We start from the raw sequence: 13,672 nt of genomic DNA, 5'->3' as shown, positions 1-13,672 counted from the left end.
CTACACACTCTCCTTTCGTTTAACCATAGTGAAAAGGATCGTAGGAACAAGTAAATAAATGAATGCACCAAGCCAGATTTGAATGTTCAGCAACATCTTTTGACCCGGAACCGTTTGCCATAACCATTGATCCATTATGATAATACTTATCAAAATGACAAACCAACTCGACAATAATCCGAGCCGAGTTGTGCTTTTGTTCATTTTTTTCATAAAGACTCTTCCAGCTCCATATAAACACAACAAAAGAATTGAAATGTCAAATACATAATTAAACATATGGAAAGAGATAAGGATGTAATCGATTCGTTCTAAACCACTCATTTGAATGTAACTTCCCATATATACTACCGGAAAGTTGATCTTGCTTAAAAAGTTTGAACCGTAAAACAATACCGAAGCAATGAACAATAATGAATATTCCATAATCGTCAGCATGTTTCCAATGACAAGATATTTTGATATTTTTTTATTGGAGCTTAACCATGGAACCATAAAGGCCAAATATACTGGACCGGAAAATGCCGACCAAATAAACAACAAGCCCTGCCATGAATGTCCTGACCATTCGGTGGGGATTAGAGGATACAAATCGCGGTAATTTGCAATCGTTGGAAAGAAAAAGGGAATAAACATGATTAAGATCCACGCCCCGCAAAGAAAGGCGATAACGACAAAACGCAATGTTTTTTCCATGCCATGTGAAGCCACAAATAAACTGATCGAAAGGATAACTAGGATCAGCCACTTTTTATTCATTGATGGATATATAAAATTATGGAGCATTTCAACGTAACCCAGTGTGATGATTGAAATTTTTAACAGTATTATTACAAAACCAAGTATCGCGAAAACTTGAACCGCCCGTTTCCCAAAAAGCTGTACAAATCCTTGATAGCCTTTCGATGCATAACTGGAAGTAAACCATTTGGATAGCATCATCAAATTAAGTTGGGACAGTAGCCCCAAGGCGACAATTCCCCAAACCATATAGGAATGAACCAAATAAACCGGCATGATTAAAATAAAATAATGCATTTGCGTTCGATTAACTAATAAAAGGAAATGGATGCCGCCAAGGGTGGAAGTTTGATTGAATAGGGATAAAGTCTTCATTTCTTCATCTTCTCCTGTCGCCATTTCTGTAGTGGTTTTAGATTATGCGGACGCGTTTTCATCCAAATCAAAGGCCCGCGAATAAAGAGGTCAATCCAATCCTTCCCATAAAAAGGTGAAAGCGGCGCTAAATAAGGTTGACCTAATGACGTTAATGCATGGAGATGCGCAAGAATGCCGATTATCCCGACCACGATTCCTGGCAGCCCAAGAAACGATGCAAGGATAAGAAGAAGCAATTGCAACAGAACCATGGATTTTGTCATTTGATAATTGGGAACTAAAAAGAAAGCAATAGCGGATATACCCATCAAAACAATTAATACTTTACTTGCAAAGCCTGCCTCTACAGCCGCTTGTCCAATGACAATACCACCGATAACCCCTAGAGTTTGACTGGTTTTGGTCGGCATTCGCAAACTTGCTTCTTTGATGATTTCCAGCGTTACGATCATGAAAATTCCTTCCACAAACGGAGTAAAGGGCAATTTGCTTCTCGATTCCAATAATACGAAGAGAATCGGCAGCGGAACCATTTGGTAATGAAATGTCGTTAACGCAACATAAAAAGGAATCATCGTCAAAGAAATAATAAAACTTCCATACCTCATTAAACGTAAAAAACTGGCTACCGGCCAACGAAGGAAGTAGTCTTCTGGCGATTGGAATAGATGGAATAATGTAATGGGACAAATTAAAGCAAACGGTGAATTGGAGACTAATAAAGTCAGCTTACCCTCACCTAAGGCGAAGGCGCAGGCATCCGGCCGATCCGTTTGTAGAAACTGGGGAAAGACCGTATGGTTATGATCTTCAATAAAAGCTGCAAGCTGTGCGGAGTCTAAAAACTGATCGAAATCCACACTTTCAATTTTCTCTCTTGCAAGGGAAACAAATTCCGGATTAATTATTCCGTCTATGTACATTAACACAACTTTTGTTTTACTCAGTGATCCTATAGTGAAGCTTTCCGTTTTTAATGTCGTTATAGGCAAACGTCTGCGCAACATTGTAATGTTATTATCGATTTGTTCGCTGAAGCTATCTTTCGCTCCATATATAACCGTTTCCGTTTGGGAAGGTTCAATTGCCCGGCCAAGAGGATTTTCCAACTGTATGCCTAGCCATTGATCGTTGACTGAATCGTATAGAAGAATATATCCTTGCATTATTTTTTGCCCAGCATCTTCGATCGATATAACTTCTGAAACATCAGAATTGATTATGCATGAAGGAAGCGAATTTCCGCCTGATTGATGAAGTGGCTGAATAATCGCCTCGTTTAAACGCTCTTGATCTATTAATGTTTTTATAAATAAAAGATGGACTGAAGCACTCGTACCTATTTTGTGCTCAATGATTTCGGCATCTTCCATATGGTTTAATATCTGTTTTAAATCATCAAGCCATGTAGACTTTTGATGATTTTTCATTTGAGGCTCGTGTTTTTCAACCATGGTCGTCTCCTTTATCAAAGTAATAAAATGGTGATAAGGTTAATATCTTGTCCTGTAATCGAAAAATCATACGACCGGCAATTTGTAGTTTAACAGCAATATCGGGAACAACATGCTACCAGATTAATCTTAATCGAATGAGTGTATTATGGTACCCTACCCTTTGTATCTGTCTCCGGCTTTCCTCTTGGGCGACAAAAAACAAAAAGACAGGCATCAACTGATACCTGTCCCTATCTTAAGTTCATTAGAATTACTATATTGCCCTTAGATAAAGGGCCTACGGTCCCGCAAAATGAACTGAATAATCTGCTATTAAAATCTGCTTTGAAAAGTGGGATGTATCAAAAGGTAGGAGCAGGTAATTCATCAATGTTCATGCGTAGTAGACTATAGGGTTTTTGTCGCAGGTCTTTTCCGTAATGAAATCTGGCCTGCCTATGTAATTGGTTCACAATTACATATAAGTATTGATCCGGACCAATAGAAAAAGTATCCGGCCATAAAATTCGGGGATCATGGGCGATGGTTTCCATGATTCCATTTGGCAATATCTTTCGAATACTATCGTTTTCGTAATCTCCAGCATAAACGTTTCCTTTAGCGTCTGTGATCATCCCATCAGATGCACCCTTCTCTCCCCAATACTGCACAAGATCACTTAACTTAAAATCCGGTATCGTTCTGTCTCTTAACGATTCTGTTGAGATAGAGAATAACTGGCGACTGGTTAATGGACAATAGAATAACATTTTTCCATCAGGGGAAATCGCTATACCATCAGAGGCCAATCGAAACGGAGATGTCGAACCATCCGCGTTTCGATTCATCAAAATTTTACCTTCCACTTTCGGCACAAAATACGGATCGGGTGAGGTCGAGCTTGCTCCATGCAACCGTCTATACGCATTTCCGTTTTCTAAATTTACGACGATAATAGCGCCTGGACCATTGGAAGAAGAATCCGTTATATATGCGTAACCTGCTTTTCCTACACGAAAGTCAAATCGGACATCATTTAGATACGTTGTCGGCAAGACTACATCATCTGCAAATGTATATACTTTTCTAATTGTATTTGTTTCTAAATCTACCGCGACTAATTTTGCCCCTCCTTTAATAGGCTCTGAAAAATTTGGTGCAGCCGTGTCCAGTACCCACAGGGTTCCCCTTCCATCTGCAACAACACTCTGGACACTAATGAAGGACATAACGATATTCAATGGGTTGATCAAATTCGTTTCTTCATTAGGATAAGGTTGCATCTGACCATCAACAATTTCCGCTACCGTAAATCTAACGTCATCTCCCCATTTTGGAAAGCAAATAAAGGTACGCCCGGTTTCGGATACACTAACGCCTGTAGGCATAGCCCCGTAAAAGGAATGAACGAGTTCTAACTTACCAAAATATTCTTCCATAGGTAACATAGGCTGTATGATGTCCTCCTCAACATAGTTGAATAGATATTACCTATAATTATGTTCAAGACTTTTTCTAATGCCTGGCCCTTAATCATTCTTTTTTAACCTCGATTTTGAAATTGTCCGATACATTTAAAAATACAAAAAAACTTCGGCGTAAGCCGAAGCATGTTGACGTTAACTATATGTGCTCTAGGAAAAATGCTTCTTCCGATCGTCAACGCAAAACTTTACCAAGCTTATCAGTACCAAAACCGTTTTATTGTTGGTCCGGTAAACCTAATGCATTGGCTGAAGTTATCGCTTGATCTAAAAATTCCTCTGCTCGGGTCAATTGCTGCCTGGCAATCTCCAACGCTTGTGAATTTGTTGCCGCATTAGATTCACTTAACGAGCTTATTGCCTGATTTAAAGCCGTCTGCACCTTAGAAACCGCGTTAGATGCATGCTGCTCCAGCGTATTACTACCACTCGAGTTAAGTGCATCTTCTGCTGGTTTTCTTGCGTTTTCGGTTGCTAGATCAATTTTGTTTTTATTGGGCACCGTGACTCCTCCTTCCATGAGTAAGATCATTCATTTAAACAGAAATAAGTATGGGATTGAGATTTTGTATATATCCCTGCGACTGTATGGGAATATTCGGATCTTACCTCTCCGGTGATCCATATTAGTATAAGATCCGATGCATTGGAAAATCTAATCTTGATGAAAAAGGAGGGGATCATTTCTGAATGGCTAATCCAACGCTAGCGCCGCACGAATCGATGGAACTGCATGAAGCGTTAAACTTCAAAACGCTCTGCATCGCTAAGTCGAAACTTATGCAAGGCCTGGTCTTTGACCAAGAGCTAAAAGCATTAATGCAGAAAGACGTAATTCAATCCATACAACAGATTGCTGAGCTGCAAGCAATCTACGCAAGAGCTCCTTTTCAAGCACCCGTTCCGAATAATCCGACACCTATAACACATTAAGGGGAACTCAGATGAATACCGATTATTTAGATCCGATTAATTCATTGAATATGCCGGAAATGGCAGATATGACTTTTGCCATGGATTTCCTTCTTCGTGCCAAGGAGGGTGTACGTAATTTGTCCATCGCCCTGACGGAAACGGCTTCACCGGATGTAAGAGCCCTGTTGCATACTCATCTGAAGCAGGGAATTTCAATGCACCAAGAAATTTCGGAGCTCATGATTCGCAAAAAATGGTTTCATCCTTATGAGCTGAACGAACAGTACCAACTCGATCAGCTTTCGGCGAAAAATACGGTGATGATCGGGCAGATGAATCTGTTCCCGGGTGATACGTCACGTAAAGGGATGTTTGATCGGACCCCAGATGAACATATTGGAGGACATAAAGCATGAAGGCGGTAACGTATCAAGGGGTTAAAAATGTCGTGGTCAAAGAGGTGCCGGATGCGAAGATTGTGAAACCGGACGATATGATCGTAAAGATCACCAGTACCGCGATTTGCGGTTCTGACCTTCATCTTATTCACGGGATGATCCCTAACCTTCAGGAAAACTATGTCATCGGACATGAGCCGATGGGGATCGTAGAAGAAGTGGGCCCTGGCGTGACCAAGGTAAAAAAAGGCGACCGCGTAATCATCCCGTTTAACATCGCATGCGGAGAATGCTTTTTTTGCAAAAATCAGCTGGAAAGCCAATGTGACAATTCCAACGAACACGGGGATATGGGCGCATATTTCGGCTACTCCGGAACGACCGGCGGATATCCCGGCGGGCAAGCGGAGTATTTACGGGTCCCATTTGCTAATTTTACCCACTTTAAGATCCCTGAAAACTGCGAACAACCGGACGAAAAGCTAAGCTTGATCGCCGATGCCATGACGACGGCATTCTGGAGCGTAGATAACGCCGGCGTTAAAAATGGAGATACGGTCATTGTGCTCGGCTGCGGCCCGGTCGGACTCCTAGCCCAGAAGTTCTGCTGGCTGAAAGGAGCTAAGCGGGTCATAGCCGTCGACTATGTCGATTACCGCTTAAAGCATGCGAAGCGAACAAACAATGTGGAAATAGTAAACTTCGAACAGGATAAGAATATTGGGAACACTCTCAAGGAAATGACCAAAGGCGGCGCCGATGTTGTCATTGATGCGGTAGGAATGGACGGCAAGATGAGCGATCTTGAATTTCTAGCCAGCGGTATGAAACTGCAAGGCGGCACCATGAGCGCATTTATCATTGCATCTCAGGCTGTTCGCAAAGGTGGCACCATTCAAGTCACTGGGGTATACGGCGGACGTTATAACGGATTCCCGCTCGGTGATATCATGCAGCGAAACGTGAATATCCGTTCCGGACAAGCTCCGGTCATTCACTACATGCCATACATGTACGAGTTGGTTACGTCTGGCAAAGTGGACCCTGGCGACATTGTTACGCACGTCATTCCGCTCAGCGAGGCCAAACGGGGCTATGAAGTGTTCGATACAAAAACGGACGATTGCATTAAAGTCATCTTAAAGCCTTAAATATGAATAGATACATGGGAGGACAATCTGAATGGATTCCACATACGCTTTGCATGAGATTCTCGAGGTACATGAAATAGCTGCGTTCAAGACGGTTTGTATGACTAAATCCAAGACCATGCAAGCTCTGGTAACCGACCCGGAGCTCAAGCAAATTTTGCAACAAGATGCGATCTTATCACAACAGCAGCTTCAGGAGCTCGGTGGAGTGCTGTCTAAAGCGACTGTATAGGAGATAAAAAAATGAACCCAATATTAGAACACATGACTGGTCTTAATACGCTGACCGATGACGTGATCGCAATGGATTTTTTGATGAACGCCAAGAGCGGTGTCAGAAACTACGCCATGGCTGTGACCGAATGTGCCACCCCCGAAATCAAACAAATTTTGATGAAACAGCTCGATGAAGCCATAGATTCTCATGAAAAGATATCAAATTACATGGTGCAGCATGGTTTATACCACCCTTACCATATTGCAGAGCAAATTCAGCTCGATCTGAAAAACATTCAGACTGCTATGAACATTCCGTCCTGACACCCTTTTTGATTTTAGCCAGAGACTTCAGAGAACAAAATGTCCCTGTGTCAAGAATTTCAACAATGAAAAAAGGCGGATACTATCCGCCCTTTTTTTGGCATCGTCACGAAACACGCTTATTGCAAGCGTTCCTTTACGTATTCTACTTATTTCTATCCTGAGACTGTTTATGGCCGCTGCTCTCTACTTTAATTGACTACAGTGAACTTAAGGCTCCAGCTTCCATGACATTTCCCAAAAATCAAGCTCAAAGCGACTGCACATCACGAAAATATCCTCCATCCGTTGGTACGTTCCCTCGCTACAGCCTTCTAATAGCTTATCAGTTAACGTCACTAGGGATTGATTGTTGCTGTTGTATTCAGAGGAAGCATATCCTGTGATCCACTCTCCGTAAAAAGGATGCTCAGCTGCACCTGGCTTTTGGGCAAGGACTTGACCAATCTCTGCATAGCTCCATGAGCAGGCCAGAATGGATACAAGTACTTCTGCTATGCCACCCGCATGGGAAACAGAGAGCATATAGTTAGTATAGGCTGCATTTTTCAGGACAGGTTTTACCTGGAAAACATGATCCTCTGTAATTCCTAATCGCTCCATATAAGAACGATGAATTTTCATTTCACCATTCAGGATGTTATCTACGTTTTCACTAAAAAACTGCATCAATTTGGGGTCGTGCGACTTGACAATACCTAGTGCAAATACGCGGGCATAATCGAACAGGTACAAGTAGTCTTGCAGCAAATAATAACGAAATTGTTCAACCGTTAAGGAACCATCTCCGATTCCTTTAACAAAGGGATGCTCAAGACATTCCTTCCACACAGGCTGTGCTGCCTGATATAGTCTCTCTGAAATAGTCAACATGTGTTCCTCCAATTCATAATGTACGTATTTAAAAACAAAAAAACGAAACATCCTATGGATGTTTCGCAGACAAATACACTAAAACAAGGGGGTTCGCATGAGCTACCCAAGTACAGTGTTTCATCGTTGCATCCCTACGTTGGCATTATCCAAATCAGGTAAGGTCGGTTTAACACCCTCTCAGCCGGTTAAGGCTCCCTCGCAAACGGTTGTATGTAGTTGATTACTTTCCTATTCCCATAAAAGATAAAATAACATCCATTTAGTATATCAAGGGCTGTTAAATATAGTCAAGGAAGATTGTATCGCCCCTCATCACCTTTGGTGACGTATGTAAACGATGAAAACCATCACAACAATGGTTGAGTTTCAGCCACTGTTATGATGGTTTCTATTCTTGCAACTACTGCCGATGGTTTAATGCCCGAGTTTGTTCTTTCCGACAAAAGTGAGTATTCCGTACTGGGAAGTATTTCTCCAGCTCTCATTGGTCGTATCATTCCACTTGGCTACGCTCTGCTTACCTCCGCCCTGGTTGTCGTTAATTTGGAGCTCGAAACCGAGAACATTTCCTGCTTTGGGCGTCAATGATTGTAAATGAATTCTGGCTTCTACGAGATATCCTTTATTTGTTTTCTTCACAGCACTTACAAGGCGTCCAGGTGAGGCACCCCCTGCAAAGGTTCCCACATTGTCTGCACTGATTCTGAACTGGGCATCATCATATTGAAAATACGGTGTGCGCTGGTGATTCTCGTCCAGGAAAATCTCAACCGAATCCTGATCCCATGGGTTGATACTATCTGTAATGATGTTTGGATCAGTGACGTCGATCAGCAGGTATAGATACTCACCTGACCACATTGCGCGAGCCACTGCCTCTGCACCTTCGCTCTGGTTCAACCGTTTTACTTCAAATGGTGCAGCCTTATTCCATGATGTGTCTTTCTTCCCATCAATCTGAACAATCCCTTGCACAGCTTGTGCAGATTTGGGCATAGGGGCGAGTTGAATCACGCCGTATTTGCTTGTATCCTGTTCCTGAGATTGTGTTCGATCATTCCAGTACAGTGGATTATAAGGTTGTGTCCCACTTGAACCGCCATCAGTCACACGGATATCCAATCCGGCTTCATATTCTGATCCGACTTGGATACCACCCCACGGAATGGACAATTCAACCTGATATCCGGCTTTTGTCTCGCGTACACGATATGAACGCTGCTCCACACCCTCAGCTTTGCCCGACCGCTTAATGATTACGTGTCGGTCATCTGCTTCATATGAAGTGGTCTTGCCATTATTGAGATCAACAAAGATATCTACTCTGTCATTCACATCTGCCTTTGCATCCTGTACATCCACGAGGATATACAGGTTACTATGATCCCATAAAGTGCGGAAACTGGCTGATCCCGAAGAGTCACCCTTCAGTGGAGTAGACACCGCTTTGTTCCAGAGCGGATCTTGTGTCTGTTTTTTGATATCCGGTTTACCCGAAAGTGAGACGGCTCTCTGCGTCAACACAGGCAAACTGGATTCATCCACGAGTCCCCAGTATGCCTTTTTGGCCTTCAGGGCTGAATCAAACAGCATAGCCTGGTTGTTGTAAGACTTCTCATCTTGGAGTCCCCATAAGGTAACTGAAGAAATGTGGTCTTTGTGTTTTTTGTACAAATCCAACAGTTCCTTATATCGATACGCCTGCTTTACTGCAACTTCATCGGACATCTCTTCACCAAATGGAATTCCGCTATCCACATCCAGTTCCGTGATCTGAATATCCAATCCAAGTTCGGCGAACATGCTGATCGTTTTTTCAATTTCCTTGATGGGCGGGGATTCCAGGTTATAGTGGGATTGCAAACCCACACCATCGATGAGCCCTTTCTCTTTCAGTCGTTTGACCAACTGATACATATGCTCTCTTTTCTCAGAGATTTCCGTGAAGTATTCGTTGTAATATAATTTGGCATTCGGATCGGCTGCACGAGCGAATTCATAGGTTTTCTCAATATAATCCGGACCAATTAGTTCATAAAAGGGACTTTTACGTAAACCGTTGGCATCACCATTGCTATCCGCAATCGCCTCGTTTACCACATCCCAGGCATAGATCTTACCTTTGTATCGGGTCATGACGGTTTCAACGTAATCCTGAATCCGGGCAAGTAGTAATTCTCGACTCGCAGGGTTACCCTGAGGATCCTTGAACATCCACTCTGCTGCATCAATATGCCACAACAGCGCATGTGCGCGTACACCCATACCATGCTCCTCGGCGAACTGAACATATTGATCGGCTGCCTCGAACTCATAAACACCTTCGGAAGGAGACATGTACTTCGGTTTCATCTCGTAGGTTGCGGTCAAGCTGTTAAAGTGCTTTGTGAGCAGTTGTCCATATGCGCCTTCCAACTGCCAGCGATACACCGCTGCACCAATGGGGAAATCATCTTGATACAGGTCTTTCAGAGACAGAATCCCTTCTTCAATCTCCAGTTGCTCGGCCAGAGTAAATGATACATCATCCACATAGAACGATAACGTATCTACGCTATCTTCAGAGATGTAGGGTGTTTCGATGAACAAATTCAATTCAGTGGGATCATCGCTATATTGAAATTTTCCGGTGATCTTGTGCCATGTATTCCATTCTGTTTTGGTAATTTTCACGCTACCGATTGGGTTCCAGCTTTCGGCAGTTGTTTTTTTATATGTGGTGAGCTGTAGTGTTTGATCCGTGGTGGGCTCCTGAGTAAGTCTTACATATGCCGAAATTTCGTACTCTTGGTTACGCTTAAGCAGATCCTTCATGGATAACATCGGTCCATGATAGGAACGCTCACGGTTGGCGACCAGCATACTGGACTGACCTTCGTGTGCTTCCTGCTGTGTCACTGTCAGCCTTTCGTTACCTATACGTGGAGTCCATCCCTGAAGTGTACCGTCTTCAAAGTTTGTGCTCAAATGACCTCCCTCCACTTCCGTAACTGCCTTGGCTGCATGTGAGACATTCGAAAATGGAAGCATGGCGAGTACCAGCACAAGAACCAAGGCCGTTATATTCCATTGGCCTAACCGTTTCATACAATTCCTCCTCTTGATTTGGTCTAAGTATTTCTGAACGGATTAACATCCAGATAAATAGATTATAGCTCTTTAGACAGCGCTTACATATAACAAATTTACAATAATTACAATAAAATGTTATCACTTGGTAATCTCATGTGGGTTTAGGAAGCTGGAGTTCGTTCGCGTGGAATATCAAAAAAGTCGCTACATATTTGCAAAAATAAAAGACCGTTTCCCGATAAAGTACGAGAAAACGGTCATCGTTAGAAAGTATCTTTCTTTTTTCCTGTCTGCTAACAGGCATATAAACTTTTTTTTATAATCGTCCCTCGTCACTCTGTTCCTCCTGCACAATTCGAGCAATGTGAATCATCAAATATAATAATTCCTCGTTCGATATGGAGATATCCAGCATATTCTGCACGTAGGTTTTTATCATCTCCGCGCATTTGTATTCAAGCGGATGCTCCTTCACCATGTGCTGAAAGATGAAATCTTTCGCCGAATTGCCCAGACGTCCTTCTTGTAAACGCTGGATGAAGAATTGCAAATGTGTGACAAGTCTCACATAATGGATGGAATTTTTGTTCAATTGCATATCAAAGGTGTATTGAATCAGGTTAAAAATATCTTTTAACATCTTAACGGATTGCATCGTGCGCTCCATATTCTGTTCATGCGTTTGGGCATTCACGAAATGAAAAGCGATATTCCCTGCTTCTTCTTCCGGCAGTTCGATACCCAATTCTAGATTCAGCATCTGAACGGCTTCAAGGCCCAGTTCGAATTCGACAGGATGAAACCTCTGGATCTCCCATAACATGCGATTCTGTAATGCTACACCTTTTTTCCATCGTTCAATGGCAAACGACAAGTGATCCATAAGCGTAAAGAAGATTTGGTCGTCAAGAGACAGCTTTTCTTTTGCATTGGTAATCAGTTTGTTTATGACATTCACATGTTTTTCTGGCATGTTTTCGATGGTTCGTACGTAAGCCTGGGCAGACGGATTATTTTGCAGAATGAATCGTTTCTGGATATGCTCCTCATCGAGTCGCTCACCGACTTTGCCTTTGAATGCCAACCCTTTTCCCATGACAATCATTTCTTGTCCCTGTTCATCTTTGGTCAGAAGCAAGCTGTTATTTAATATTTTGATTACTCTCATGCATTCATCACGATCCTTTATTCTTTCGTGACCGCCTGATCCGAATTTCCGATACATCTGCCATTCTGTTTAATGACCTCTTGATACCACGAGAAGCTTTTCTTCTTCAAACGCTTCAAGTCTTTCAGATCCTGTTCACCGCGGTTTACATAGATCATTCCATAACGTTTTCCATACCCCTGATGTGTGCTTACCACGTCAATAACGGACCAAGGGCAATAACCAATCACATCTACTCCATCTGTTAGAGCCAGTCTGATCTGTTCCAGATGTTTCTCGATAAAATCAATCCGGTACGTATCGTTAATGGTGTAATCTGCCTCCAGTACATCCGGAGCTCCAATACCATTTTCCGTAATTAGAATAGGGAGACCATATCGTTCACATACCTTACGCAATGTCAGCCTTAGGCCAACCGGGTCGATGACCCAGCCATATTTTGTTTTTTCGGTATAAGGATTCTCCGCCGCCCGGTATACTCCCTGCTCGCCAAGCATAATTTGCTGATCACCCGCACGAGCTGTAACATCCGACGCATCGCCCATACTGGCGGCAATGGTTGCCGTCGAGTAGTAGTTGATTGCTACCAGATCGGGGCGGCCAGACTGGATATCTTCCATGTCACCCTGCTCAATAACCGGCTCGATGCCGCGTTCCTGTAAATAACTCCAGAATAATGGATTATACCGTCCCCACACCGATAAGTCGAGAAAACCCCATCCGCGAATCGTCTCCCAGTTATGAGCAGCGACTGCATCGGCTGGTCTGGAGGTTGCCTGGTACATGGAAGTCATGTTTAAAGCAGGACCGATCTTACCTTGCGGGAGCATATCATGAAATAGTCGCATCGTTCTGCCTTGAGCTACAAACATGTGATGATTTTGCTGATACAGTTCCTTACTGGAAGGCAGGCGTCCGCCTTTTGGTGTACCAATAGCACCTGGATGGAGAATCATCGTATTTTGCTCATTAATGGTCAACCAATATTTCACTTTATGCCCGTAATGCTCAAACAAGATACGCCCATACTCGACGAAGGCATCGATCGTCCCCCGGTTGTTCCATCCTCCGGTTTTCTCAAGCTCGTAGGGTAAGTCGAAATGGTACATGGTCACAATGGGCTCAATACCATGGAGCAGCAATTCGTCAATTAATTGGTGATAAAAATCGAGTCCCTTCTCATTAACAGCCCCTGTGCCTGAGGGCAAGATTCGAGTCCATGCAATTGAAAAACGATATGCTTTGAGGCCCAGCTCTGCAAAAAGCTTCACGTCTTCTCTGAATCGGTGATAGTGATCGCTCGCAACTGTGAAATCGGCGGTCCCAGCCGGATGATCACACATATCAATGACGGACAGGCCTTTGCCATCTTTGTTCCAGGCTCCCTCCACTTGATAGGCCGAGGTAGAGCCTCCCCACAGAAATTCATTGGGGAATGGTTTGATCTGTTGATATAACATCTCAAGCACTCCTTCATTTTAAATGTTGATCATGATATATGACGGACCATATT

Annotated in this window: 13 protein-coding genes and 1 riboswitch; of the genes, 5 read left to right on the top strand and 8 right to left on the bottom strand. The window is 43.0% G+C overall.

Going from position 1 to position 13,672, the window contains the following annotated elements; all coding sequences use genetic code 11:
• From C161_RS16130 to C161_RS16115, 4 genes are all read right to left on the bottom strand, one after another.
• On the bottom strand, positions 1–1,116 hold the full coding sequence (locus tag C161_RS16130; protein WP_036615394.1) for a GerAB/ArcD/ProY family transporter: 1,116 nt from the start codon (positions 1,114–1,116) through the stop codon (positions 1–3).
• The gene (locus C161_RS16125) at positions 1,113–2,573 is read right to left on the bottom strand and encodes a spore germination protein (RefSeq protein ID WP_036615397.1); all 1,461 of its coding nucleotides are present in this window, start codon (positions 2,571–2,573) and stop codon (positions 1,113–1,115) included. The genes C161_RS16130 and C161_RS16125 overlap by 4 nt, the downstream gene beginning before the upstream one ends.
• 344 nt (positions 2,574–2,917) lie before the next feature.
• Entirely contained in the window at positions 2,918–4,003 is a 1,086-nt protein-coding gene (locus tag C161_RS16120; RefSeq protein ID WP_174806471.1) for an L-dopachrome tautomerase-related protein, read from the bottom strand.
• Positions 4,004–4,256: 253 nt separating this feature from the next.
• Positions 4,257–4,541, bottom strand: a complete 285-nt coding sequence (locus C161_RS16115; protein ID WP_036615403.1) for a hypothetical protein — start codon at positions 4,539–4,541, stop codon at positions 4,257–4,259.
• A gap of 188 nt (positions 4,542–4,729) precedes the next feature.
• On the opposite strand from C161_RS16115, the gene C161_RS16110 reads away from it, so the two are divergent.
• The 5 genes from C161_RS16110 to C161_RS16090 are packed head-to-tail and all read left to right on the top strand — an operon-like array spanning position 4,730 to position 7,043.
• On the top strand, positions 4,730–4,972 hold the full coding sequence (locus tag C161_RS16110) for a hypothetical protein (protein WP_036615405.1): 243 nt from the start codon (positions 4,730–4,732) through the stop codon (positions 4,970–4,972).
• A gap of 11 nt (positions 4,973–4,983) precedes the next feature.
• Positions 4,984–5,370 (top strand): spore coat protein, encoded by a 387-nt coding sequence (locus C161_RS16105; RefSeq protein ID WP_036615408.1) that lies wholly within the window; start codon positions 4,984–4,986, stop codon positions 5,368–5,370.
• The gene (locus tag C161_RS16100) at positions 5,367–6,503 is read left to right on the top strand and encodes a zinc-dependent alcohol dehydrogenase (protein ID WP_036615410.1); all 1,137 of its coding nucleotides are present in this window, start codon (positions 5,367–5,369) and stop codon (positions 6,501–6,503) included. The genes C161_RS16105 and C161_RS16100 overlap by 4 nt, the downstream gene beginning before the upstream one ends.
• A 31-nt stretch (positions 6,504–6,534) precedes the next feature.
• On the top strand, positions 6,535–6,735 hold the full coding sequence (locus tag C161_RS16095; protein WP_036615413.1) for a hypothetical protein: 201 nt from the start codon (positions 6,535–6,537) through the stop codon (positions 6,733–6,735).
• A gap of 11 nt (positions 6,736–6,746) precedes the next feature.
• Positions 6,747–7,043 carry a spore coat protein gene (locus C161_RS16090; RefSeq protein ID WP_036615415.1) on the top strand — a complete coding sequence of 99 codons (297 nt, stop codon included), beginning with the start codon at positions 6,747–6,749 and terminating at the stop codon, positions 7,041–7,043.
• Between the two features lie 210 nt (positions 7,044–7,253).
• Here C161_RS16090 and tenA read toward each other — a convergent pair whose 3' ends face one another.
• The 4 genes from tenA to C161_RS16070 all read right to left on the bottom strand — a co-directional run bounded on the left by tenA (position 7,254) and on the right by C161_RS16070 (position 13,619).
• Positions 7,254–7,916, bottom strand: coding sequence for a thiaminase II (gene tenA, locus C161_RS16085; protein ID WP_051449767.1), 663 nt, complete (start codon positions 7,914–7,916; stop codon positions 7,254–7,256).
• Between the two features lie 113 nt (positions 7,917–8,029).
• A riboswitch (TPP riboswitch) is annotated at positions 8,030–8,127 on the bottom strand.
• A gap of 206 nt (positions 8,128–8,333) precedes the next feature.
• Positions 8,334–11,006, bottom strand: coding sequence for an endo-1,4-beta-xylanase (locus tag C161_RS16080; protein WP_036671470.1), 2,673 nt, complete (start codon positions 11,004–11,006; stop codon positions 8,334–8,336).
• A 301-nt stretch (positions 11,007–11,307) separates the two neighbouring features.
• A complete protein-coding gene (gene licT / locus C161_RS16075) occupies positions 11,308–12,159 on the bottom strand; it encodes a BglG family transcription antiterminator LicT (RefSeq protein WP_036671547.1) in 852 nt (283 codons plus the stop codon).
• A 17-nt stretch (positions 12,160–12,176) separates the two neighbouring features.
• Entirely contained in the window at positions 12,177–13,619 is a 1,443-nt protein-coding gene (locus C161_RS16070) for a glycoside hydrolase family 1 protein (RefSeq protein WP_036671469.1), read from the bottom strand.
• Positions 13,620–13,672: the final 53 nt, after the last annotated feature.

Origin of the sequence: Paenibacillus sp. FSL R5-192 (assembly GCF_000517845.1) — a bacterium.
GTDB lineage: Bacteria > Bacillota > Bacilli > Paenibacillales > Paenibacillaceae > Paenibacillus > Paenibacillus amylolyticus.
This window is presented reverse-complemented; position numbering and strand designations above follow the sequence as displayed.

What these genes read in the sequence shown, in the direction of transcription:
- C161_RS16130 (WP_036615394.1), bottom strand. Translation starts at nt 1,116, where the DNA reads ATGAAGACTTTATCCCTATTCAATCAAACTTCCACCCTTGGCGGCATC.
- C161_RS16125 (WP_036615397.1), bottom strand. Translation starts at nt 2,573, where the DNA reads ATGGTTGAAAAACACGAGCCTCAAATGAAAAATCATCAAAAGTCTACA.
- C161_RS16120 (WP_174806471.1), bottom strand. Translation starts at nt 4,003, where the DNA reads ATGTTACCTATGGAAGAATATTTTGGTAAGTTAGAACTCGTTCATTCC.
- C161_RS16110 (WP_036615405.1), top strand. Translation starts at nt 4,730, where the DNA reads ATGGCTAATCCAACGCTAGCGCCGCACGAATCGATGGAACTGCATGAA.
- C161_RS16105 (WP_036615408.1), top strand. Translation starts at nt 4,984, where the DNA reads ATGAATACCGATTATTTAGATCCGATTAATTCATTGAATATGCCGGAA.
- C161_RS16100 (WP_036615410.1), top strand. Translation starts at nt 5,367, where the DNA reads ATGAAGGCGGTAACGTATCAAGGGGTTAAAAATGTCGTGGTCAAAGAG.
- C161_RS16095 (WP_036615413.1), top strand. Translation starts at nt 6,535, where the DNA reads ATGGATTCCACATACGCTTTGCATGAGATTCTCGAGGTACATGAAATA.
- C161_RS16090 (WP_036615415.1), top strand. Translation starts at nt 6,747, where the DNA reads ATGAACCCAATATTAGAACACATGACTGGTCTTAATACGCTGACCGAT.
- tenA (WP_051449767.1), bottom strand. Translation starts at nt 7,916, where the DNA reads ATGTTGACTATTTCAGAGAGACTATATCAGGCAGCACAGCCTGTGTGG.
- C161_RS16080 (WP_036671470.1), bottom strand. Translation starts at nt 11,006, where the DNA reads ATGAAACGGTTAGGCCAATGGAATATAACGGCCTTGGTTCTTGTGCTG.
- licT (WP_036671547.1), bottom strand. Translation starts at nt 12,159, where the DNA reads ATGAGAGTAATCAAAATATTAAATAACAGCTTGCTTCTGACCAAAGAT.
- C161_RS16070 (WP_036671469.1), bottom strand. Translation starts at nt 13,619, where the DNA reads ATGTTATATCAACAGATCAAACCATTCCCCAATGAATTTCTGTGGGGA.